This is a genomic window from Aliagarivorans marinus DSM 23064 (assembly GCF_000429485.1).
GTDB classification, from domain to species: Bacteria; Pseudomonadota; Gammaproteobacteria; order Enterobacterales; family Celerinatantimonadaceae; genus Aliagarivorans; species Aliagarivorans marinus.
Genome location: NZ_AUBY01000009.1, coordinates 228,724 through 248,706 on the forward strand (window position 1 = coordinate 228,724; position 19,983 = coordinate 248,706).

22 protein-coding genes are annotated in these 19,983 nt (G+C 54.7%); 18 read left to right on the forward strand and 4 right to left on the reverse strand.

The features are described from left to right. Positions 1–56: 56 nt before the first annotated feature. The 6 genes from livH (at position 57) to glpG (ending at position 4,974) form a co-directional block, all read left to right on the forward strand. Entirely contained in the window at positions 57–983 is a 927-nt protein-coding gene (gene livH / locus G461_RS0102910) for a high-affinity branched-chain amino acid ABC transporter permease LivH (RefSeq protein WP_026970711.1), read from the forward strand. Beyond that, the gene (locus G461_RS0102915; RefSeq protein WP_026970712.1) at positions 980–2,239 is read left to right on the forward strand and encodes a high-affinity branched-chain amino acid ABC transporter permease LivM; all 1,260 of its coding nucleotides are present in this window, start codon (positions 980–982) and stop codon (positions 2,237–2,239) included. The genes livH and G461_RS0102915 overlap by 4 nt, the downstream gene beginning before the upstream one ends. A gap of 1 nt (position 2,240) precedes the next feature. Then, a complete protein-coding gene (livG, locus tag G461_RS0102920; RefSeq protein ID WP_026970713.1) occupies positions 2,241–3,005 on the forward strand; it encodes a high-affinity branched-chain amino acid ABC transporter ATP-binding protein LivG in 765 nt (254 codons plus the stop codon). Positions 3,006–3,014: 9 nt separating this feature from the next. Further along, a complete protein-coding gene (locus G461_RS0102925) occupies positions 3,015–3,716 on the forward strand; it encodes an ABC transporter ATP-binding protein (protein WP_026970714.1) in 702 nt (233 codons plus the stop codon). A gap of 95 nt (positions 3,717–3,811) precedes the next feature. Beyond that, positions 3,812–4,132 (forward strand): thiosulfate sulfurtransferase GlpE, encoded by a 321-nt coding sequence (gene glpE, locus G461_RS0102930; RefSeq protein WP_026957601.1) that lies wholly within the window; start codon positions 3,812–3,814, stop codon positions 4,130–4,132. Next, the gene (gene glpG / locus G461_RS0102935) at positions 4,129–4,974 is read left to right on the forward strand and encodes a rhomboid family intramembrane serine protease GlpG (protein ID WP_026970715.1); all 846 of its coding nucleotides are present in this window, start codon (positions 4,129–4,131) and stop codon (positions 4,972–4,974) included. Before glpE ends, glpG begins: the two co-directional genes overlap by 4 nt. Here glpG and G461_RS0102940 read toward each other — a convergent pair. Beyond that, positions 4,952–5,356 carry a flagellar basal body-associated protein FliL gene (locus tag G461_RS0102940; protein WP_211234178.1) on the reverse strand — a complete coding sequence of 135 codons (405 nt, stop codon included), beginning with the start codon at positions 5,354–5,356 and terminating at the stop codon, positions 4,952–4,954. The genes glpG and G461_RS0102940 overlap by 23 nt on opposite strands. A 152-nt stretch (positions 5,357–5,508) precedes the next feature. On the opposite strand from G461_RS0102940, the gene G461_RS25770 reads away from it, so the two are divergent. Both G461_RS25770 and ubiA read left to right on the forward strand, forming a co-directional pair. Then, positions 5,509–6,069 carry a chorismate--pyruvate lyase family protein gene (locus G461_RS25770; protein ID WP_084404903.1) on the forward strand — a complete coding sequence of 187 codons (561 nt, stop codon included), beginning with the start codon at positions 5,509–5,511 and terminating at the stop codon, positions 6,067–6,069. After that, positions 6,056–6,934, forward strand: coding sequence for a 4-hydroxybenzoate octaprenyltransferase (ubiA, locus tag G461_RS0102950; RefSeq protein WP_035479060.1), 879 nt, complete (start codon positions 6,056–6,058; stop codon positions 6,932–6,934). Before G461_RS25770 ends, ubiA begins: the two co-directional genes overlap by 14 nt. A 5-nt stretch (positions 6,935–6,939) precedes the next feature. On the opposite strand, the gene plsB is transcribed toward ubiA, so the two are convergent. Beyond that, positions 6,940–9,336 (reverse strand): glycerol-3-phosphate 1-O-acyltransferase PlsB, encoded by a 2,397-nt coding sequence (gene plsB, locus G461_RS0102955; RefSeq protein WP_026970717.1) that lies wholly within the window; start codon positions 9,334–9,336, stop codon positions 6,940–6,942. Between the two features lie 215 nt (positions 9,337–9,551). Between plsB and lexA the strand changes: the two genes are divergently transcribed. The 5 genes from lexA (at position 9,552) to G461_RS0102980 (ending at position 14,732) form a co-directional block, all read left to right on the forward strand. Continuing rightward, the gene (gene lexA, locus G461_RS0102960; RefSeq protein ID WP_026970718.1) at positions 9,552–10,181 is read left to right on the forward strand and encodes a transcriptional repressor LexA; all 630 of its coding nucleotides are present in this window, start codon (positions 9,552–9,554) and stop codon (positions 10,179–10,181) included. A 447-nt stretch (positions 10,182–10,628) separates the two neighbouring features. Further along, complete coding sequence (gene coxB / locus G461_RS0102965) at positions 10,629–11,693, forward strand: cytochrome c oxidase subunit II (protein WP_084428972.1); 1,065 nt, start codon at positions 10,629–10,631, stop codon at positions 11,691–11,693. Between the two features lie 10 nt (positions 11,694–11,703). Beyond that, positions 11,704–13,296 carry a cytochrome c oxidase subunit I gene (gene ctaD / locus G461_RS0102970; RefSeq protein ID WP_026970720.1) on the forward strand — a complete coding sequence of 531 codons (1,593 nt, stop codon included), beginning with the start codon at positions 11,704–11,706 and terminating at the stop codon, positions 13,294–13,296. Beyond that, the gene (locus G461_RS0102975; protein ID WP_026957609.1) at positions 13,297–13,860 is read left to right on the forward strand and encodes a cytochrome c oxidase assembly protein; all 564 of its coding nucleotides are present in this window, start codon (positions 13,297–13,299) and stop codon (positions 13,858–13,860) included. Continuing rightward, positions 13,857–14,732 (forward strand): cytochrome c oxidase subunit 3, encoded by an 876-nt coding sequence (locus G461_RS0102980; RefSeq protein ID WP_026957610.1) that lies wholly within the window; start codon positions 13,857–13,859, stop codon positions 14,730–14,732. Before G461_RS0102975 ends, G461_RS0102980 begins: the two co-directional genes overlap by 4 nt. 15 nt (positions 14,733–14,747) lie before the next feature. On the opposite strand, the gene G461_RS0102985 is transcribed toward G461_RS0102980, so the two are convergent. Further along, positions 14,748–14,951 (reverse strand): DUF2909 family protein, encoded by a 204-nt coding sequence (locus tag G461_RS0102985; RefSeq protein ID WP_026970721.1) that lies wholly within the window; start codon positions 14,949–14,951, stop codon positions 14,748–14,750. Between the two features lie 55 nt (positions 14,952–15,006). Between G461_RS0102985 and G461_RS0102990 the strand changes: the two genes are divergently transcribed. The 5 genes from G461_RS0102990 (at position 15,007) to dinF (ending at position 19,524) form a co-directional block, all read left to right on the forward strand. Next, positions 15,007–15,663, forward strand: coding sequence for an SURF1 family protein (locus G461_RS0102990; RefSeq protein ID WP_026970722.1), 657 nt, complete (start codon positions 15,007–15,009; stop codon positions 15,661–15,663). After that, on the forward strand, positions 15,663–16,208 hold the full coding sequence (locus G461_RS0102995; protein WP_026970723.1) for a hypothetical protein: 546 nt from the start codon (positions 15,663–15,665) through the stop codon (positions 16,206–16,208). Before G461_RS0102990 ends, G461_RS0102995 begins: the two co-directional genes overlap by 1 nt. 9 nt (positions 16,209–16,217) lie before the next feature. Further along, positions 16,218–17,219 (forward strand): COX15/CtaA family protein, encoded by a 1,002-nt coding sequence (locus G461_RS0103000; protein ID WP_026970724.1) that lies wholly within the window; start codon positions 16,218–16,220, stop codon positions 17,217–17,219. After that, positions 17,194–18,102: a heme o synthase gene (gene cyoE, locus G461_RS0103005; RefSeq protein WP_026970725.1), complete on the forward strand. Its 909-nt coding sequence runs from the start codon at positions 17,194–17,196 to the stop codon at positions 18,100–18,102. Before G461_RS0103000 ends, cyoE begins: the two co-directional genes overlap by 26 nt. A gap of 78 nt (positions 18,103–18,180) precedes the next feature. After that, on the forward strand, positions 18,181–19,524 hold the full coding sequence (gene dinF / locus G461_RS0103010) for an MATE family efflux transporter DinF (protein ID WP_026970726.1): 1,344 nt from the start codon (positions 18,181–18,183) through the stop codon (positions 19,522–19,524). Here the strand turns inward: dinF and trmL are convergent. Beyond that, the gene (gene trmL, locus G461_RS0103015; protein WP_026970727.1) at positions 19,506–19,970 is read right to left on the reverse strand and encodes a tRNA (uridine(34)/cytosine(34)/5-carboxymethylaminomethyluridine(34)-2'-O)-methyltransferase TrmL; all 465 of its coding nucleotides are present in this window, start codon (positions 19,968–19,970) and stop codon (positions 19,506–19,508) included. The two genes, dinF and trmL, sit on opposite strands and share 19 nt — an antisense overlap. Positions 19,971–19,983: the final 13 nt, after the last annotated feature.

Here is a 19,983-nt window from a genome sequence, read left to right on the forward strand (position 1 = left end):
GTTCTATATGCAACAGTATCCGCTACCGTACGGCTACCTTGCAGTTTGGATGAACCATGTCTGAGCAACTTTTTTATTTTCTACAGCAGCTAACTAATGGCCTGACCATTGGTAGCACCTACGCCTTGATCGCGATTGGCTATACCATGGTCTACGGGATTATCGGCATGATTAACTTCGCCCACGGCGAGGTCTACATGATTGGCTCCTACGTCTCGTTTATCGTATTGGCCGGTCTGGCGATGCTGGGGATTGACGCCTTACCGGTGCTAATCGCAGGCGCCTTTATTATTAGTATGATTGTCACCAGCGTGTATGGCTGGAGCATCGAAAAGATCGCCTACCGCCCGGTGCGTGGCGGTAACCGTCTGATTGCCCTTATCTCGGCAATCGGTATGTCGATCTTTCTACAGAATTTAGTGCGCTTGGCACAGGGCAGTCGTGATATTGCCATGCCGCGCATGATTAAAGGTGGCTGGACCTTCGGCTCGGAAGCCGGTTTCCAGTGGAGCATCTCCTATATGCAGCTGGTGATCTTCGTGGTCACCTTCGCGGCGATGACCGCGCTGACCCTGTTTATCTCCCGCTCTCGGATGGGCCGCGCTTGTCGCGCCTGTAGCGAAGATATCTCGATGGCCAACCTGCTGGGCATCGACACCAACCGGGTGATCTCACTGACCTTCATCATCGGTGCCGCGCTGGCTGCAGTGGCCGGTGTACTACTGGGCATGTACTACGGCGTGATTAATCCTTACATCGGCTTTATGGCTGGCCTGAAGGCCTTTACCGCAGCGGTATTGGGCGGGATTGGCTCAATCCCCGGGGCCGTGCTTGGTGGCTTGCTGCTGGGTATCACCGAGGCGATTACCGCGGGTTATTTCAGTACCGAATATAAGGATGTGGTCTCCTTCGGCTTACTCTGTTTTGTTTTGTTGTTTATGCCGACTGGCATACTCGGTAAGCCTGAGGTGGAAAAAGTATGAGTAAGCAAGTAATTGTTAATGCGCTGATTTCTGCCGTTACCTTCCTGGTGCTGGCAGGTTGGCTGTTGGGCATCTCGATGCAGGCCGAACCGGGTGGTGTGCAGCTGGTGTTTGCCGAGCCATCGCACCTGCACTGGCTATGGGGCGGTATGGCGGCAGTATTCTTTGGGCAGTTGTTTTTTCCGAGTCAGGTAGACAAGCTAAGGCATGTTGCTCAGGCCAAGAAGCAACGCTTCAAACTGCCGGCTATGGATCGAAAAGGCAGTAATCTAGTCGCCTGCTTTGTGTTGGCTGGTGCGATTATCTGGCCGTTTATGGTGAGCCGTGGCTCGGTGGACTTGGCGACCTTGACCTTGATCTACGTGATGCTCGGCTTGGGCCTGAATGTGGTGGTGGGCCTCGCCGGTCTGCTGGATTTGGGCTACGTGGGCTTCTACGCGGTTGGTGCCTATAGCTATGCGCTACTGGCCGCTGAAGGGTGGGGCTTTTGGACCTGTCTGCCTATCGCTGGTGCGATGGCGGCGCTGTTTGGCTTCCTGCTGGGCTTCCCGGTATTGCGGCTGCGGGGCGACTATCTGGCGATTGTGACCCTCGGCTTCGGTGAGATTATTCGCCTATTGCTGAACAACCTTACCGAGCTCACCGGTGGTCCGAACGGGATCAGTGGTATCGCTAAACCCACCCTGTTTGGCCTGGAGTTTAACCGCAAGCTCAAAGATGGCGGATTCGATACCTTCCATAACTTCTTTGATATCTCCTACAACTCCCAGTACAAGGTGATCTTCCTGTACTTGATGGCGCTGCTGTTGGTGGTGCTGACGATTATCGTGATCAACCGCCTGCTACGTATGCCGATTGGCCGCGCTTGGGAAGCCTTGCGTGAAGATGAGATTGCCTGTCGCTCCTTGGGCCTCAGCCCCACCGTGGTGAAACTGAGTGCCTTTACCATTGGCGCAGCCTTCGCTGGTTTTGCCGGTAGCTTCTTTGCGGCGCGTCAGGGCTTTATTAGCCCAGAGTCGTTCACCTTTATCGAGTCGGCGATCATTCTGGCAATCGTGGTGCTTGGCGGTATGGGCTCGCAGATCGGGGTGATTCTCGCCGCGATTATGATGACGGTACTGCCGGAGCTGGCGCGAGAGTTTAACGAGTACCGGATGCTGATGTTCGGTTTGATGATGGTGTTTATGATGATTTGGCGCCCACAGGGCTTGTTGCCAATGAGCCGTCCCCACATGCAGCTAAAGCAGGAGGCCTAAGATGAGTCTATTACTCGATGTAACCGGCCTAACCATGCGCTTTGGTGGCCTGTTGGCAGTGGACAAAGTGGCCTTGCGCCTGCACGAGAAAGAAGTGGTATCGGTGATTGGCCCCAATGGTGCCGGTAAAACCACGGTGTTTAACTGCCTGACTGGCTTCTACCAACCGACCTCTGGGCAGATCGTCTATCGCGGTGAGCATTTAGAGGGCATGAAGGGCCATTTGATTGCCCGTAAAGGCATTGTGCGCACCTTCCAGCATGTTCGTCTGTTCAAGGACATGACGGTGGTTGAGAACCTGCTGGTGGCGCAGCATCGCCATCTGGACACCAACTTCTTCTCCGGCCTGCTTAACACCAAGCGTTTTCGCAAGAGCGAGCGCAGCGCACTGGAGTTCGCCAAGTACTGGCTCGATAAGGTAGGGCTGACCGAGTTTGCCAATCGCAAGGCCGGCAATCTGGCTTACGGCCAGCAGCGCCGCTTGGAGATTGCTCGCTGTATGGTGACCCGCCCAGAAATCTTGATGTTGGACGAGCCGGCTGCCGGACTAAACCCGCGGGAAACCGAAGACCTGGATCGGCTGATCCTCGAGCTGCGCGATCAAGAAGATGTCTCCATCCTGTTGATTGAGCATGATATGAAGCTGGTAATGGGCATCTCCGATCGCATCTATGTGGTCAACCAAGGTTGCCCGCTGGCCGACGGTACGCCGGAGCAGGTGCGCAACAACCCTGAGGTGATCAAAGCCTATCTGGGCGAGTTCTAGGAGAGGACGATGTTAGAGTTTAAGAATGTGTCCACTCACTATGGACAGATCCAAGCCCTGCACGATGTGAATATGTCGGTATCAAAGGGTGAGATTGTGAGCCTTATCGGTGCCAACGGCGCTGGCAAAACCACCTTGCTGATGACCCTGTGTGGCGACCCGAAAGCCTCCAGTGGTGAGGTGTTGTTTGAAGGTAAGAACATTACCCGCGAAAGCACCCACCAGATCATGCGTGGCGATATTGCTATCGTGCCGGAAGGCCGTCGCATCTTTTCGCGCTTAACCGTGGAGGAGAACCTGCATATGGGCGGCTTTTTTGCCACCAAAAAGCAGGTGGAGGAGCGCATCGAAGAGGTGTATCAGCTGTTCCCTCGCCTCAAAGAGCGAATCAGCCAGCGCGCCGGCACCATGTCTGGTGGTGAGCAGCAGATGTTGGCGATTGGCCGCGCACTGATGAGCAACCCACGCTTGCTGCTGTTGGATGAGCCATCGCTAGGGCTAGCGCCAATCATTATTCAGCAGATCTTCGATATTATCGAGAGCCTGCGCGAGCGTGGCATGACCATCTTCTTGGTGGAGCAGAACGCTAACCAGGCACTACGCCTGGCCGACCGTGGCTATGTGTTGGAGAATGGCCGGATTGTGCTGGAAGACAGCGGCGACAATCTGCTGGTCAACGAAGAGGTGCGTAAGGCCTACCTCGGCGCGTAATCCGTCCCCGGATTCTCACCCTGACAAAGCAAGCTTCGGCTTGCTTTTTGTTTAGCCCTACCGTTACATTGGGCGAAAATCCTGTTGGAGCTAACATGCAAGAGATTGCTCAGATCGCGCCGCTTGAGGCGCTTAAAATGATGGAAGAACGCGGTGCTTGGTTGGTAGATATTCGCGACCCGCAGTCCTTTGCTCAAGCCCACCCTCGGGGAGCCTTTCACCTTAGTGATGGCAGCTTGGTCGCGCTAATGCAGCAAACCGAGTTCGAAACGCCACTGATCGTGATGTGCTATCACGGCATATCCAGTGTTGGGGCCGCTCAATACCTGCATCATCAGGGCTATGAAGAGGTGTATAACCTGCAAGGTGGCTTCGAGGAGTGGCGTAAAGTGGCAGAGGTGGAGCAGGGCGAGTGAAGCAGTTAGTAGTACTGGGCAATGCCCGCATGGCCCAGGCCTTTATTGATTATCTGGCGACCATCCATATCGAATGTAAGTTAGCGCCTGCCGGTGACGGTGTGGCCATCTGGCTGGTCAACGACGAGCAATACCAGCAGGCAGATGCTGAGTTGCAGCAGTTTATGCAAAACCCCAACGATCAACGCTATCACGCGGCCTCCTGGCAGACTGGCGATCATAGTAAGATCCGCTTCCGCTACGGTGGTCAGAATAGTTTTGTCAGCAATATCGTGGCCCACGCCGGCCCGGTCACGCTGAGCGTGCTGGTGGCGGCTGTGGCGATTTACGTGTTGATGAACATTGGCTTTCAAAACCTGCTGTTCAACAACCTGCGAATTACCGACACACTGGAGCAGCTATTGTCGCTCGAGTTTTGGCGCGCCATCACCCCGATTTTGCTGCACTTCTCGATAGTCCACATCGCCTTTAACTGCTTGTGGTGGTGGCAACTGGGCGGCGAGATTGAGCAACGCTTAGGCAGCCAGAAGCTGCTGCTAGTTACTTTGGTGGCGGCGGTGATCCCCAATGTCGCGCAATTACTTGCGGCTGGGCCTATGTTCGGTGGTTTGTCTGGGGTGGTTTATGCGCTGCTGGGATATATCTGGTTTACCGGGTGGCTGAATCCACGTGTGGGCTTGTCGGTGAGCCCGTCGATTGTCGGCTTTATGCTGCTGTGGCTGGTGTTTGGCTTTATGAATGTGATCGGCCCGCCGATGGCCAACCTGGCTCACCTGTTTGGCTTGCTGGTTGGTTGTGGGCAGGCACTAATCGATAAGGCTACTGATAAAGGTACTTCGTAAACAGTAGGTTATTGACCATCTTACGGCCTGTCTCTTGAACCAGCAGGTCGTTGACTACTTCCAGGCAGCGACGGCGGATCTCTTCGCGTCCATCCAGTGAGCGAATGTCGTCGTAGTCTTGCTTGCCGAGTATCTCGATAATGGCATCACGGATCAGCGGGGAGTGGTGCTCGATATGGGTCAGGTTCGACTCGTTGTCTACCATCACTTCCACCGTAACTCGAACATAGCCCAGTTTGCGTCCTTTATTGATGTAGTTGGTGATAATGTCTGGCTCGAAGGCAAAGTAGGCGTAACCTCCGGCTGGAGCGGCGGGTTCTGCCTGCGCGCCAAGCGCCACAAGCAATGCCAGACTGGCCAGAAGGTTGGAAAGTAACTTCATCACGCTGATCCCTTTGAAATTTGCAACTATTGTTGATGTTAAACTTATTCCGGTCAAGGCTTGGCGCGGCGTAACGCGTTTCGCATCTTGTTTGCTTGCCGGTTTACTTCTGCGTTTTAGATCCGAGATAATGCCTGAAGGATTAGTCACGGATGTTATATGTGAAAAGGCGTTTTATTCCACAACAGGGACTTTGGTATGCAGCAGGATCGGCGTTGGAGCTCCCTTCTACAATTCAGCCCTGGCTACTTGATATCGGCTCGCTGACTGCTCGCCTTAAGCAATGCTGTGATAATTTTCAGGTCGAGATCCTCAATCAGGATTATGCCGAGATTAGCGCGGATGAACAGCAAGCGCTAGGTGTGGATGGCCCGTACTGGGTTCGTGAGGTCTTGCTCAAAGGCAATCAACAGCCTTGGGTGTATGCGCGCAGTATCGTTCCCCAAACTAGCCTGGATGGCGAGGCCGCCCAGATCCTCGAGCTCAACTCGCAACCCTTAGGTGAGCTGTTGTTCTCCCACCCAGATAGTGAACGCCAAGAGCTGGAGCTAGCCTTGTTACCGCCGCACTCGTTGCCCGATTCTCTGCAGGTTCAGCAGCGGGTATGGGCGCGCCGTTCCCGTTTCTTGTTGGCCAGTTGCCCGCTATTGGTATCAGAAGTGTTTTTGCCCGATTGCCCAGTGTTTCCGGAGGCGCAGCATGCTGAGTGTTAGCGGTCGTATTCAACCCTATTGGCAGCTAATGCGGGCCGACAAACCGATTGGCACCTTGTTGTTGCTGTGGCCGACCTTATGGGCCCTATGGCTGGCAGCCGCCGGTGAGCCTCCACTGCAGGCCTTGGTGATCTTCTCGCTGGGGGTGTTTGTGATGCGCTCGGCCGGTTGTGTGATTAACGATTACGCCGACCGCAATATCGACGGCAAGGTAAAACGCACCAAGGCTCGGCCGCTGGCCTCGGGACAGGTGAGTGAGAAGGGCGCGTTAGCGCTGTTCGCCGTGCTGGTGGTGATCGCCTTTGTATTGGTGTTAAACCTTAACCTGTTAACCATACAACTGTCGGTGATGGCGCTGGTGCTGGCGGCGCTGTATCCGTTTATGAAGCGGGTGACTCAGCTGCCGCAGCTGTTTTTGGGCCTGGCCTTTAGCTGGGGGATCCCAATGGCCTTCACCGCGGTTCAAGAGCAGATCCCGGCCTACGCTTGGTGGTTGATGCTGGCGAATATCTGCTGGGTGGTGGCCTATGACACCATGTATGCGATGGTCGATCGCGACGACGACCTGAAGATTGGCGTGAAGTCCACGGCGATCCTGTTTGGTCGCTTCGATAAGTTGGCGGTGGGCGTATTGCAGGCCATGAGCCTGGTGTGTCTGGCTGTCGTTGCCCATCTAAGCGAGCTGGGGATGGCCTTTCATGTTGCTTGGTTGGCGGCGGCGGTGTTGTTTGTCTACCAACAGGCGCTGATCCGCTTTCGCGAACGCGATGCCTGCTTTAAGGCTTTTTTGAACAATAACTATGTGGGGCTGGCTATCTTTGTTGGAGTTGCCAGCCACTATTTGTGGCTGGCGATAAGCGCTTAAGTTACTTAGGGGTTTAACAACTCGTTGATCGAGTCATAAACCCCGGCTGCCAATAGTGGCGCTAGCTGGTCGTAGAGGGCTTGCGCACTCTCTGGTCGGTTATCCAGATAGCCCTGCTCTTTGAGTAAGCTAATCAGCTTGCTGAATACTTTCTTATCGTAGTACTCCGGTGCGTTCACCTTGTGCAGCTGGGACAGGCTCTGGCAGCAGGCCGCGGTCTGCTTCTCCAGCTCGCTGCGTTCCAGCTCTGGCTGGTGGACCGCTAAGGCTGCCACGACGGCGTAACGGTGCAGGCTTTCTTGTGCCAGCGAGGCCAGCAGCGCAACGCGGCCACGGCGGTGTTGCGCTAGCTGATAGCCTTGCTCAGTCGCTTCCAGCAGCTTCATCTTGGTGAACTGTTCCAGATAACGCTCCACCAAATCCGGTATGTCTTCGGCTTGGTAGTGCATATACAGTTCACCTTGCAGTAGCGGATAGAGCTGGGCGACCAACTCTACCACCGCCTGCTTGCTCAAGCTGCGCTGGCGCAGCATCGCAGTGGCGATTAGGGCAGGGATAATCAGCAAGTGGATTACGTTGTTGCGATAGAAGCTCTGCAGTACCTGCTCTTTCTCATTGAGTGAGATGATGCTGCCAAGGGATGCTTCTTCAACCTCAAACTTACCTAGCGATAGCGCATGTTCGAGCAGTTCTCCCGCTTCTTCTTCAGGCAGCGAACTGTGTTCGCTGTAAGGCATTGCACGTAGCAGGTCGAGATAGAGCTGCATCTGCTTGGTGAGCTGTTGGCGTGGCAGGTTGTAGTTCTCGGACACAGTCAGCACCGATGCGGCCAAACACAGGCCATTCACGGCTGCAGCGCTGTTGATGTTGACCATCAGCTGGTCGGCAATCTGATTGACCGAAGGCACCAGCCAGGCAGGGCGTTCCTCACCACTATTGATGCTGTCACGCCACTCAGGGGCCAGTTGGTTGAGCATCTGGTTGACGTTAATCGGCTCACCGAAGTTGACGTAGCCATTACCGAAGTTGCGCAATTTACGCAAAATGGTGAACAAGGAGAAGATCGACTCTTTCTCCTTCTTCTTGCCTTTGAGCTCTTTGTAATAGGTGCTCACTTCCATCACGTGCTCATAACCAAAGTAGATCGGTACGATGGTCACCGGGCGGTCCAGACCGCGCAGCATGGCTTGCACTGTCATTGCCAGCATGCCGGTTTTTGGTGGCAGCAAGCGGCCAGTGCGTGAGCGGCCACCCTCGGTGAAGTACTCCACCGAGTAGCCACGGGCAAACAGGTGGTTGAGGTATTCGCGGAACACGATCGAATAGAGCTTGTTGCCTTTGAAGCTACGGCGGATAAAGAACGCCCCACCACGGCGGAAGATCGGGCCGGCAGGCCAGAAGTTCAGGTTAATCCCTGCTGCAATATGCGGCGGCATCATCCCTTGGTGATACAGCACATAAGACAGCAACAGGTAGTCCATGTGGCTGCGATGACAGGGGGCAAACACGATCTCATGGCCCTCTTGGGCCAGCTTGCGCACCGCTTCGGCATTGTTTACCGAGATGCCCGAGTAGATCTTATTCCACACAAAGCTCAGCACACCATCGCCGGCACGTAGCATCTGGTAGGAGAAGTCGGTGGCAATCTCGTCGAGGTAGCGCTGGGCCTTTTGCTGGGCCAGATTGAGCTCAATGTTGCTAGCGGCGGCTTCGTCGCGGATTGCTTGGCGAATCACTGGCGAGGCTAACAGCTGCTCGAACAGGTGACGACGGTTAGGCAGTTTCGGGCCGGTGGCGATGTGCTGCATACGCGAGAAGTGAATGCGCGCGACCCGGGCGAGCTTGTGCCCGGCGCGCTGGTCGGCGCCTTGGCGCTGGGCCATTTCTCGCATCGAAACTGGCTGGCTGAAACGCACTAAGTTCTCGCGCCCTTTAAACAGGATCTGCAGAATCTTGCGCAACTTGCCCGGCGGCTTGGGATACTTACCGGTCACGATATCGTCGAGCTTTTCACGACCCGGGTAGCGATCCCAGAACAGTTTTACCGGCAGCAATTGGGCGTCGTGGCTATCGTCTTGCTGGTGGACCTCCAGCGCGCTGGTGAAATCGCGCACGGTCTCCGGCAGGGTCTCGCCAAGGTTGTCCATCAGGTAGTGAACCCGTTTGTAGGACTTACCGGCGAAGATCTGTGGCTCGAGCGGGTCGGGCATGCCTAAGCTCTTACAGGCAATCTGCAGAGTCAGTAAGTCGGAAACCGATGCGTGTGGGATCACGTAGATAATCGGCTGCTCTAAGTCGAGCTGGAATTCTTCAATCGGGTTTTGCGGAACTACTTTACCGCGGGTCAACCAGCGAATCATTGTTCTGAGGATAAACAGAACAGCAGCGGGCAGTCGTGACATGAGGATCTTCAATGGTGTATTCAGTTGCCGCAATGTTAGCAGAAATCTGCCAGTGCTTCTTTGCCTGGATCATGAATGCTGTATGAATCGTCACCGGAATTGGACGATTCGCAAAGATCCCAAAAGGTGTTGATTAAGTTGCACAAAAACTAAGCTTGCCTCGCTGGAAATACTGGATATACTAACAGTGTGCTGTATAAACTTACAGGTGAGCAATGAAGCCCTTAACCCCCCGACAAACCGAAGTCTACGAACTGATCAAACGCCATCTTAACGATACTGGCATGCCGCCGACCCGCGCCGAGATCGCCAGAGAGTTGGGCTTTCGTTCCGCCAACTCAGCCGAAGAACATCTACGCGCCTTGGCCAAGAAAGGGGTGATCGAGATGATTCCCGGTGCATCCCGTGGGCTGCGCCTGGTGGACGACGAGCCTGAAGCGGCTATCTCTGAGCAGTTAGGGCTGCCCTTAGTCGGACAAGTCGCAGCCGGTGAACCGATCTTGGCCCAGCAGCACGTGGAGTCTCACTACCAAGTCGATCCTAGCCTGTTCCACCCCTCGGCCGATTTTTTGCTGCGGGTGCAAGGTATGAGCATGAAGAACATCGGCATCATGGATGGCGACCTGCTGGCAGTGCACAAAACCCAGACCGCACTGAACGGTCAGGTGGTGGTTGCGCGACTGGATGACGATGTGACGGTGAAGCGCTTTGAGCGCAAAGGCAACAAGGTGATGCTGCATCCTGAGAATGAAGACCTTTCAACCATCCACGTCGATTTGGAATACCAAGCGCTGGAGATCGAAGGCTTGGCTGTTGGTGTGATTCGTAACAGCGACTGGATGTAAGGTCTATCATCGCTGGGTCTAGTTAAGACTCTTCTTCTACAAAAGGGCCCGCAGCGGCCCTTTTTGTTTGTCAAAATACGCCTTTTCTCTCTAATCCCGCTTTTTTCTCTGATATACGCGTTTTGCTGGTCACTTCACCTTTACTCCGACCAGATCAAAAATAATTAACAATAGATTTACAATTGCTTAGCCTTGTGGCTACTTTAATAAAGTAAAGTGTTTGCTTTTTGTTCAATGAGAAGAAAAGGCAGCATTCTGAGCACCTAAATAGCAACACTCTCCCTTCAATGCAGCACGTTACACCAGAACCCAAGGTGGAAGGGCGTTTTAAGCAGGTTTGGCTCATTTAAAGGAAGTCGTAGCATTGCACAGGAGCGCAACGTGACCCGATGTATTCAGTTATTGCTTTTATTGGCTAGCTCGCCGGCGGCCTTCGCGGAAGGGGGGATGTCCTACAACCTTCGGCCGGGCGTGACCGCTATCAGTCAGCAGGTGTATGGCCTGCACATGACCATCTTCTATATCTGCTGCGCCATCGGCGTGGTGGTATTTGGCGCCATGTTCTGGGCGATTATTCACCATCGCAAGTCTAAGGGCGCTAAGCCAGCCAGCTTTCACGAGAGCACCAAGGTAGAGATTGTCTGGACAGTTATTCCCTTTCTGATCCTCATCGGAATGGCGATTCCTGCAACCAAAACCTTATTAGCGATGGAAGACCCATCCAATGCCGACCTCACCGTGCAGGTCACCGGCTCCCAATGGAAGTGGCACTACAAGTATTTTGACTACGAGTTGGAGTACTACAGCCTATTGGCATCCGATCAAGATGAGATCACCGGCAAGCGGGCGAAGCGCGAAAACTACCTGCTCGAGGTGGACCGCCCCTTAGTGCTTCCGGTTGGCAAAAAAGTACGCTTCCTGATGACCTCTGAGGATGTTATCCACTCTTGGTGGGTGCCTGATTTTGCAGTGAAGAAAGATGCTAACCCAGGCTTTATCAACGAAGCATGGACGATTATCGATGAGCCGGGGATCTACCGCGGTCAATGTGCCGAGCTTTGCGGCAAAGACCACGGCTTTATGCCGGTGGTGGTGATTGCCAAAGAGCAAGATGAGTTTGACCAATGGATAGCTGAGCAGCAACAAGCCTATCAGCAAGCCAAACAAGAAGAGCAGGCGCTGCTGGCCATGACGATGGATGAGGCTGAGTTGATGTCGGTGGGCGAGCAAGTATACGACAAACACTGCGCCGCCTGTCACCAAGCCAACGGCGAAGGGCTTCCCGGGGTCTTCCCGGCGTTGAAAGACAGCCCGATTGCCCTGGGTGATGTGGATGCGCATATCGACATCATCGTTAACGGCAAGGCGGGAACCGCGATGCAAGCCTTTGGTAAGCAACTGACATTGAAAGAGATTGCTGCGGTAACCACCTACGAGCGCAATGCTTGGGGCAATGATACTGGCGACTTGGTGCAGGCCAAGGATGTGGCTGCGTTAAAGGGACAGGAGTAAGGAGATCACCATGAGTAGCATTAGCGACGTGCAAATCGACCACGATGATCATCACCATGCTCCACCCAAGGGGCTGATGCGCTGGGTATTAACCACCAACCACAAAGACATTGGTTCGATGTACCTGTGGTTTAGTTTTGCGATGTTTTTAACTGGCGGCGCCATGGCCATGGTCATTCGCGCCGAGTTGTTCCAGCCCGGGCTGCAGTTTGTTGAGCCTAACTTCTTTAACCAAATGACCACGGTACATGGCCTGATCATGGTGTTTGGTGCGGTGATGCCGGCCTTTACCGGTTTGGCTAACTGGCTGATCCCTATGATGATTGGCGCGCCGGACATGGCTTTGCCGCGGATGAACAACTGGTCGTTTTGGATTCTACCGTTTGCCTTCGCCATCTTGCTGGCTTCGCTCTTTATGGAGGGTGGCGGTCCTAACTTTGGCTGGACCTTCTATGCGCCACTGTCGACAACCTACGCGCCAGATAGCGTGGCGCTATTTGTGTTCTCGGTGCATATCATGGGGATCAGTTCGATTATGGGAGCAATCAATGTGATTGTGACCATCATGAACATGCGCGCTCCGGGTATGACCTACATGAAGCTGCCGCTGTTTGTGTGGACTTGGTTGATCACCGCCTTCCTGTTGATTGCGGTGATGCCGGTGCTGGCCGGGGTGGTGACTATGGTGCTCACCGATAAGTTCTTTGGCACCTCCTTCTTCGACGCCGCTGGCGGCGGTGATCCGGTCTTGTTCCAACATATCTTCTGGTTCTTCGGTCACCCCGAGGTGTACATCATGATCCTGCCTTCGTTTGGGATCATCTCGGCAATTGTGCCGGCCTTCTCACGTAAGAAGCTGTTTGGCTATGCCTCTATGGTGTACGCCACCGCGTCTATCGCTGGACTTAGCTTTATCGTGTGGGCCCACCATATGTTTACCACTGGTATGCCGGTGCAGGCAGAGCTGTTCTTTATGTACTGCACCATGCTGATCTCGGTGCCCACCGGGGTGAAGGTGTTTAACTGGGTGGCGACGATGTGGCGTGGTGCCATCAGCTTTGAGACACCTATGCTGTTCGCGCTGGCCTTTATTGTGCTGTTTACCATTGGCGGCTTCTCCGGATTGATGCTGGCAATTACCCCAGTGGACTTCCAATACCACGATACCTACTTCGTGGTGGCGCACTTCCACTATGTGCTGGTGAGCGGTGCCATCTTCTCGATTATGGCGGCCTGTTACTTCTGGTTGCCCAAGTGGACCGGCAAGATGTACGACGAAGGGCTGGCCAAGCTGCACTTCTGGTGCTCGCTGATCTCGGTCAATGTGTTGTTCTTCCCGATGCACTTCCTCGGTTTGGGCGGGATGCCACGGCGGATCCCTGACTACGCGCTGCAGTTTGCCGACGTGAATGCCATTGTCAGCCTCGGCGGTTTTGCCTTTGGCCTGTCGCAGCTTATTTTCCTAGCGGTGGTGATCAAGTGCATCCGCAGTGGTGAGCCGGCCACGGCGAAGCCGTGGGAAGGTGCCGAAGGACTGGAGTGGGATCTGTTGCCTGCCAAGGCCCCTTATCACAGCTTCTCTACCCCACCTGAGGTGAAGTAGATGAGTGCCCATGCGCCACTGGTAAAACGCCTGATAGTGGTGGTGTTCGCCATGTTTGGCTTTGGTTTTGCCTTGGTGCCGCTGTATGAGGTGTTCTGCGATATCACCGGCATCAATGGCAAAACCGACAATGTTGCCAGCCAAGCGGCCACCGAGCAGGATTTGAGTCGCAAGGTGACGGTCGAGTTTATCAGCTATGTGCCCAACCAGCTGGCTTGGCAGTTTGAGCCAAAGGTTAAGCGGGTTGAGGTCTATCCGGGTGAGTCGATGCAGATTGAGTTCATCGCCGCTAATCAAAGCCGCGCAGTGGGTACCGTGCAGGCGGTGCCCTCGGTAAGCCCGGGACCGGCTGCTACACATCTGAAGAAGGTCTCCTGCTTCTGTTTTGAGCAGCAAACCCTCTCGCCTGGCGAGCATCAGGATATGCCGCTGCTGTTCTACCTCGACCCGGATCTGCCTGCGCACATCTCAACGGTGACGCTGGCCTATACCCTTTTTGATGTGACTCCCGAAACCACGCTCAAGGCGTCTGTGGATACAACTGAAGATGGAGCTAAGTTATGAGCCAAGCGCACGACAATTACTACGTACCAGCCCAGAGCATCTGGCCCATTGTTGGTGCGGTCGGGTTGTTCTTGATCGCCAGCGGTGCCGGCTTCACGGTACAGCAGCTAGATAGCGAACAAGGTTGGGGCGTATGGGTGTTAAGCCTCGGCGTGGTGGTGATCATTGCCATGTTGTTTGGCTGGTTTGGCAATGTGATACAAGAGAGTATGAGCGGCCTCTACAGCGAGCAGATGGACAGATCGTTCCGTCAGGGGATGAGCTGGTTCATCTTCTCGGAAGTGATGTTCTTTGCCGCCTTTTTTGGCGCGCTGTTCTACGCGCGCATGATTGCAGTGCCTTGGCTGGGCGGAGCCAGCAACAATGCGATGACTGCAGAGGTGCTGTGGCCCGAGTTTGAAGCGATTTGGCCATTGATCAAAACGCCGGACGGCACCACCACCCAAGCCATGGGCTGGATGGGCCTACCGCTGATTAACACCCTTATCTTGGTGACCTCTTCGATAACGCTGCACTTTGCCCATGTGGGTATGGAGAAGGATCAACGCAAACCGCTCAAGCTTTGGCTCTTTATTACCTTGGTGCTCGGCTTTGCGTTCTTGGTGTTGCAAGTTGAAGAGTATATCCATGCTTATCAAGAGATGGGGCTGACGCTGGATTCCGGCATCTATGGCAACACCTTCTTCCTGCTCACCGGGTTTCACGGGATGCACGTGACCCTCGGGGTAATCATCCTAACGGTGATGTTTCTGCGGATCTTAAAAGGCCACTTCACCGGTAAGCAGCATTTTGGCTTTATGGCGGCCAGTTGGTATTGGCACTTTGTCGATGTGGTGTGGCTGCTGCTGTTTGTGTTTGTCTACATCTTGTAAGCGTGCGCGGAGCAACTAGTAAGGGCGCGGGTTGGGCTGTATCCAACCCACCGCTACTGCGGCTAACAGAAGCGTTAATACCAACACTGAGAACAGTAAACGAAAACCCAGGTGACGTGACATCTGATGCTGGCCACCTTTCAACATGGTGCGTAAGGCCAAGAACATATTGACTATCACGATAGCCAGCAGTGCAACAATGATTAGCTTGAGTAGCATGGCAAACCCTTTTGGGAGGACGCGGTTGAAACGGATTTGGTGGTTCCTTTTACTTATGTTTGCGTTGATTGCGCTAATGGTCAAGGCCAGCGTTTGGCAGTGGCAGCGTGCGGCGGATAAACAGCGACTGCTCGATGAGTATCAACTGGCCAGCAAGCAAAATAGTTCTTGGGAGCAGGTCCAGCGACACGGTCCAACACGTTTTCAATCGGTGGATATACGGGCAGCGCAAGCGGTTGGGCCTTTTATCTACCTGGACAATCAGATCCAGCACGGACAAGTGGGCTACGACGTGTACCAAGTGTTCGCCACTAATTATTCACCGGTGTTGGTGCGCTTGGGCTGGGTAGCCGCGGGCAATAATAGGGCGCAGTTGCCGATGCCGCCAAGCATGCTCGGCTTTCCTGCTACCTTGCGGCTGCGCGAACGCTCACAGGCACTGATGCTAGATCAGCAGCACTGGCTGGAGCGCTTCGATCAAGGCCTACGCGTGCAGTCGCTTAATATTCCACGTATTGCTGAGCAATTAGATATGGACTTACCCGGGTATTTTCTCGATACCCAACTCGATTTTGATCCTGAACAGCTGGTCTCTATATCGCCCGCTAAACATAAGGGCTATGCAGTTCAGTGGGCATTGATGGCACTAACCGCAGTGTTACTCAGCTCGGTATTTTTACGTCGTTCACGATTTCTACGAGGGATGAAGTGATGAATGAAGTGGCGGACTCTGGTTCTGTGATTAGCGCCGAACAGCGCGCAAAGGGGCGGCGGCAACTGCTGCTGGTGGCGGCGGTGTTTGTGCTGCCGATACTGCTCGCGTGGTTGGTGTTGAAATTTCAATGGTTTGAGACCGGGGTGATGAGCCACGGTGAGTGGGTCGAGCCGCCAGTGCAACTGGACGGTTACCCATCCGGTAAATGGGGGCTGGCAAAAATAGAGCCTGCCCTGTGCAGCGAAGGCTGCCTTGAGCAGCGAGAGCTGTTGCAACAAGTATGGATATCGCTTGGGGCCGCGCGGCAAGAAACCGGCCTATGGGTTATCGCTGACAGCGAGCCTGCCAACCTGCCCGAGGATGCTCAGTGGCTAGCATCATCGCCAGTGCTTACTGAGTTCGCAGGCTCTGAGCCCAGCTGGTTGGTCATCGACCCTAAGGGTTGGGTAATCCTCAGCTACCAGCCCGAGCGTGGACATGAGCATCTGAAAGGCTTGGTTGCTGATATGAAAAAGCTGGTCAAGTTGTCGCGGTTTAAGTAGGGGGAGGCTATGAAGCAAGCATTGTTAGGTTCGTTATTGCTGGCTGTAGTGGTGATTGGCTTAGGCGCCTTTACTCGCTTAACCGATGCCGGGCTGGGCTGTCCCGATTGGCCGGGCTGTTATGGCCAACTGGCGGTGCCCTCCGACTCGTCGCAAATCGCCAAGGCAGAACAAGCTTATCCAGAGCGCCCCTTTGAAGCGCACAAGGCGTGGAATGAAATGGTGCATCGCTATTTTGCCGGCAGCCTCGGTTTGTTGGTGTTTGTGCTAACTGTGATGGCATGGCGCCGCAAACAGCGGGTTGGTTTAGCACTGTTAGCGACTGCGGTGATCGTGTTTCAAGCTGCATTGGGGATGTGGACGGTAACCCTCGGCCTTATGCCCTTGGTGGTGATGGGGCATCTGCTCGGGGGCTTCTCCATGTTGAGTATCTTATATCTATGGTATCGCACCAGTGATGGTGAGCTGAGCCTGCCTGGTAGAAGGGCCTGGCTGGTCTATCTCGGTATGCTCATCTTGGTGGGGCAGATCGCCCTTGGCGGTTGGACCTCGGCCAACTACGCGGCGCTATCTTGCCAGGGCCTACCCGTCTGTCATGAGCCCTGGACCGAGCAATATCGTTTGGATGCCTTTCATCCCCTGCCGCAAAGCGAGCGGGGCGATTATGAGTTTGGCGTATTAAGCCATCAGCAACGGGTGTCTATCCACGTTACCCATCGTATTTGGGCCGCAGTGACCGCCGCCTATTGGTTGTTGCTGTGCTTAAGCTTGCTGCAAACACGTAATCCAACCAACCGCGCGGCGGCTACGGTGCTGACTTTACTGTTTTGCCAAGTGGGCTTGGGTGTGGCTAACGTGCTTTGGCAGATCCCGCTGGGCGTAGCGGTCGCCCACAATTTAGGTGCCGCGTTGTTACTACTCAGTGGCTGGGAGCTGCTGCTGAGCCACTCGCGACAAATCGTTTCAACTTCGAAGGAGGTGGTGCATGGCACGTATTCACATTCAGCCTGAGCAGCTAGCTTTAGCTATCGATTGGCGTGCTCTGCTGGCCTTAACCAAGCCGAAAGTAGTGGCGCTGATTGTGTTGACCTCGGTGGTCGGTGCTTGCCTGGCAACCTCAGGGCTGCCTCCGGTGATGCCCTTGCTGCTAGGTAATATCGGTATCGCATTGATGGCTGCTGGTGCCGCGGCGTTTAACCACTGTATCGACCATGAAGCCGATGCGCGGATGGCTCGCACCAAGGGGCGGCCTTTGCCGCAAGGCTCAGTGCCGATGGCGTTAGCGCTAAGTTGGGCTTGCGCCTTATCGCTACTTGGATTCGTCCTGCTGTATGCCCTCGTCAATCCGCTTACCGCATGTCTAACCTTTGCATCGTTGGTGGGCTATGCGGTGGTGTATACCTTGTGGCTCAAGCGAGCGACCCCACAGAACATCGTGATCGGCGGCATGGCCGGTGCTTTGCCACCGTTGCTCGGCTGGACCGCCATTAACAACAGTATCTCGGCCGAGCCGCTGCTACTGGTGATGATCATCTTTACCTGGACGCCGCCGCACTTTTGGGCGCTGGCAATCGCTCGGCGAGAAGATTATGCCAAGGTGGATATTCCCATGCTGCCAGTGACCCACGGCGTGCAGTTTACCAAGGTGCTGATCCTGCTTTACTGCGCCCTGTTGTTTGCGGTGTGTTGGCTACCCTTTCTGATTGGCATGAGTGGCCTTATCTATCTAACCGCTAGCTTGCTGTTGAATTTGCGCTTTAGCCAGCTGGCTTGGCGCTTGTATCGCGACCCCGAGCATCGCAACGCGATGCCGCTGTTTGGCTACTCCATTGTTTACTTGCTAGCAATGTTTGTCGCTTTGCTTGCCGATCACTGGCTGTTGGCCCTGATCTGATATAAACAGAGCTCTATTCGATTGTTCTAAAGGGGCGGCAGTTCTACACTGTAGCCCCTTTCTCGTTGTTTAGAGCCTATGAAAATTCAACAGCTTGGCGTGATCTTGAGTATTGCACTGCCAATGATGCTGTCTAACATCACCGTCCCGCTGCTAGGGCTAGTTGATACCGCGGTGATTGGCCATTTGGAACATAGCTACTACCTCGCTGGCGTTGCGCTGGGCTCAATGGTGGTGACCTTGGTTTACTGGCTGTGTGGCTTCCTACGCATGGCAACAACCGGGCTATGTGCGCAGGCCTATGGCAGCGGCTCTCGCGAGCGGATGTTGCAGATCTTGGTCAACGCCTTGTTCTGTGTCTCTTTAATTTCCTTGCTGCTGCTGGTGTTGCGAGCACCACTTATCGATTTTGCCCTTAGCTTGGCCGGCGGTTCGCTGGAGGTGCAGCAGCAAGCGCGGGGTTACATTAGTATTCGTATCCTTAGTGGACCAGCAGCGCTGGCAAACTTGGCGCTGCTGGGCTGGATGCTGGGGATGCAGAGCGCCAAGGCCCCAATGTGGCAGCTGATTGTGACCAATAGCCTGAATATTGCCTTCGATCTCTTGTTGGTTGTGGGATTGGATATGAAGGTAGAAGGTGCAGCTTGGGCCTCGGTGATGGCGGATTACTGTGGCTTGGCGATGGCGCTGATATTGAGCCGAAAGCTGTGGCTCGCGCAGTGGCAGCAACTCCCCAGCTTTAAAGAGTGCCGAGCAGTATTTAACTGGCTTGGCTTGCGTCAGCTGCTGGCGCTCAATCGCGACATCTTTGTACGCTCGATGGCGCTGCAAGCCTGCTTTGCATTTATGACTTTCAAAGGCTCTCATCTTGGCGACCATGTGGTGGCTGCCAACGCGGTGCTGCTCAACTTCTTGCTGTTTGTTTCGTTCGCGCTCGATGGGCTGGCCTATGCCGTTGAAGCCTTGGCCGGTAAAGCAAAGGGCGAGGGTGATGAGGTGAGCTTCCGCCAGTTGGTGCACTCCTGCATGCTGCTAGCAGCCTATTGCGCAGCGGCGTTCAGCCTCGGTTTTGTGGTAGCAGGTGATCAGCTAATTGCATTACTCACCGATTTGCCGGAAGTACGTTCTACCGCGCAGCAATACTTAAGTTGGTTACAGTTATTACCGCTACTGGCGGTTTGGTGTTTCGTGTTGGATGGGGTGTTTATTGCCGTTGCTGAAGGGCGGGCAATGCGCAACTCGATGCTTATCGCCAGCTTGGGCGTATTCTTTCCGCTGTGGTGGCTTGCCCAAGATTGGGGAAACCATGCGCTGTGGCTGGCAATGTCAGGCTTTATGCTCAGCCGTGGTATTGGCTTGGGGCTGCTCTACCGCCAAGCCATAGTCCATCGGCGTTGGTTTAATCAGACCGCGCCGGGATAGCCCAGTTGGCGCCACGCTTCATACACGAACACCGATACCGCGTTGGACAGGTTCATACTGCGGCTTTCTGGCAACATTGGGATACGCAGGCGCTGAGCGGGTGGCAGGCTCTCGATTACCTCCGCTGGCAGGCCGCGGGTTTCCGGGCCGAACATCAGGTAGTCACCTTGCTGGAAGGCAAACTCGCTATGAAAGCCGCTGGCTTTGGTGGTGCAGGCGAGTAGGCGCGCCGGTTGCTCGCTGTCGAGGAAGGCCTGGTAATCGCTGTGGCGTTTTACCTCGGCAAACTCGTGATAATCGAGGCCAGCGCGGCGGACTTTCTTATCATCCCAGTTAAAACCCAATGGCTCGATAAGATGAAGCTTGCAGCCACTGTTGGCCGCCAGGCGAATAATCGCGCCAGTGTTCTGGGGAATTTCAGGTTGATAAAGGACGATGTTGATCATGCTGGCCGCCGGT

What these genes read in the sequence shown, in the direction of transcription:
- G461_RS0102940 (WP_211234178.1), bottom strand. Translation starts at nt 5,356, where the DNA reads ATGAAGTTACTTTCCAACCTTCTGGCCAGTCTGGCATTGCTTGTGGCG.
- lexA (WP_026970718.1), top strand. Translation starts at nt 9,552, where the DNA reads ATGAAGCCCTTAACCCCCCGACAAACCGAAGTCTACGAACTGATCAAA.
- G461_RS0102990 (WP_026970722.1), top strand. Translation starts at nt 15,007, where the DNA reads ATGTTTGCGTTGATTGCGCTAATGGTCAAGGCCAGCGTTTGGCAGTGG.
- trmL (WP_026970727.1), bottom strand. Translation starts at nt 19,970, where the DNA reads ATGATCAACATCGTCCTTTATCAACCTGAAATTCCCCAGAACACTGGC.
- ctaD (WP_026970720.1), top strand. Translation starts at nt 11,704, where the DNA reads ATGAGTAGCATTAGCGACGTGCAAATCGACCACGATGATCATCACCAT.
- G461_RS0102980 (WP_026957610.1), top strand. Translation starts at nt 13,857, where the DNA reads ATGAGCCAAGCGCACGACAATTACTACGTACCAGCCCAGAGCATCTGG.
- G461_RS0102925 (WP_026970714.1), top strand. Translation starts at nt 3,015, where the DNA reads ATGTTAGAGTTTAAGAATGTGTCCACTCACTATGGACAGATCCAAGCC.
- G461_RS0102915 (WP_026970712.1), top strand. Translation starts at nt 980, where the DNA reads ATGAGTAAGCAAGTAATTGTTAATGCGCTGATTTCTGCCGTTACCTTC.
- G461_RS25770 (WP_084404903.1), top strand. Translation starts at nt 5,509, where the DNA reads ATGTTATATGTGAAAAGGCGTTTTATTCCACAACAGGGACTTTGGTAT.
- coxB (WP_084428972.1), top strand. Translation starts at nt 10,629, where the DNA reads ATGTCCTACAACCTTCGGCCGGGCGTGACCGCTATCAGTCAGCAGGTG.
- G461_RS0102985 (WP_026970721.1), bottom strand. Translation starts at nt 14,951, where the DNA reads ATGCTACTCAAGCTAATCATTGTTGCACTGCTGGCTATCGTGATAGTC.
- glpE (WP_026957601.1), top strand. Translation starts at nt 3,812, where the DNA reads ATGCAAGAGATTGCTCAGATCGCGCCGCTTGAGGCGCTTAAAATGATG.
- plsB (WP_026970717.1), bottom strand. Translation starts at nt 9,336, where the DNA reads ATGTCACGACTGCCCGCTGCTGTTCTGTTTATCCTCAGAACAATGATT.
- G461_RS0102995 (WP_026970723.1), top strand. Translation starts at nt 15,663, where the DNA reads ATGAATGAAGTGGCGGACTCTGGTTCTGTGATTAGCGCCGAACAGCGC.
- livH (WP_026970711.1), top strand. Translation starts at nt 57, where the DNA reads ATGTCTGAGCAACTTTTTTATTTTCTACAGCAGCTAACTAATGGCCTG.
- G461_RS0102975 (WP_026957609.1), top strand. Translation starts at nt 13,297, where the DNA reads ATGAGTGCCCATGCGCCACTGGTAAAACGCCTGATAGTGGTGGTGTTC.
- G461_RS0103000 (WP_026970724.1), top strand. Translation starts at nt 16,218, where the DNA reads ATGAAGCAAGCATTGTTAGGTTCGTTATTGCTGGCTGTAGTGGTGATT.
- dinF (WP_026970726.1), top strand. Translation starts at nt 18,181, where the DNA reads ATGAAAATTCAACAGCTTGGCGTGATCTTGAGTATTGCACTGCCAATG.
- ubiA (WP_035479060.1), top strand. Translation starts at nt 6,056, where the DNA reads ATGCTGAGTGTTAGCGGTCGTATTCAACCCTATTGGCAGCTAATGCGG.
- livG (WP_026970713.1), top strand. Translation starts at nt 2,241, where the DNA reads ATGAGTCTATTACTCGATGTAACCGGCCTAACCATGCGCTTTGGTGGC.
- cyoE (WP_026970725.1), top strand. Translation starts at nt 17,194, where the DNA reads ATGGCACGTATTCACATTCAGCCTGAGCAGCTAGCTTTAGCTATCGAT.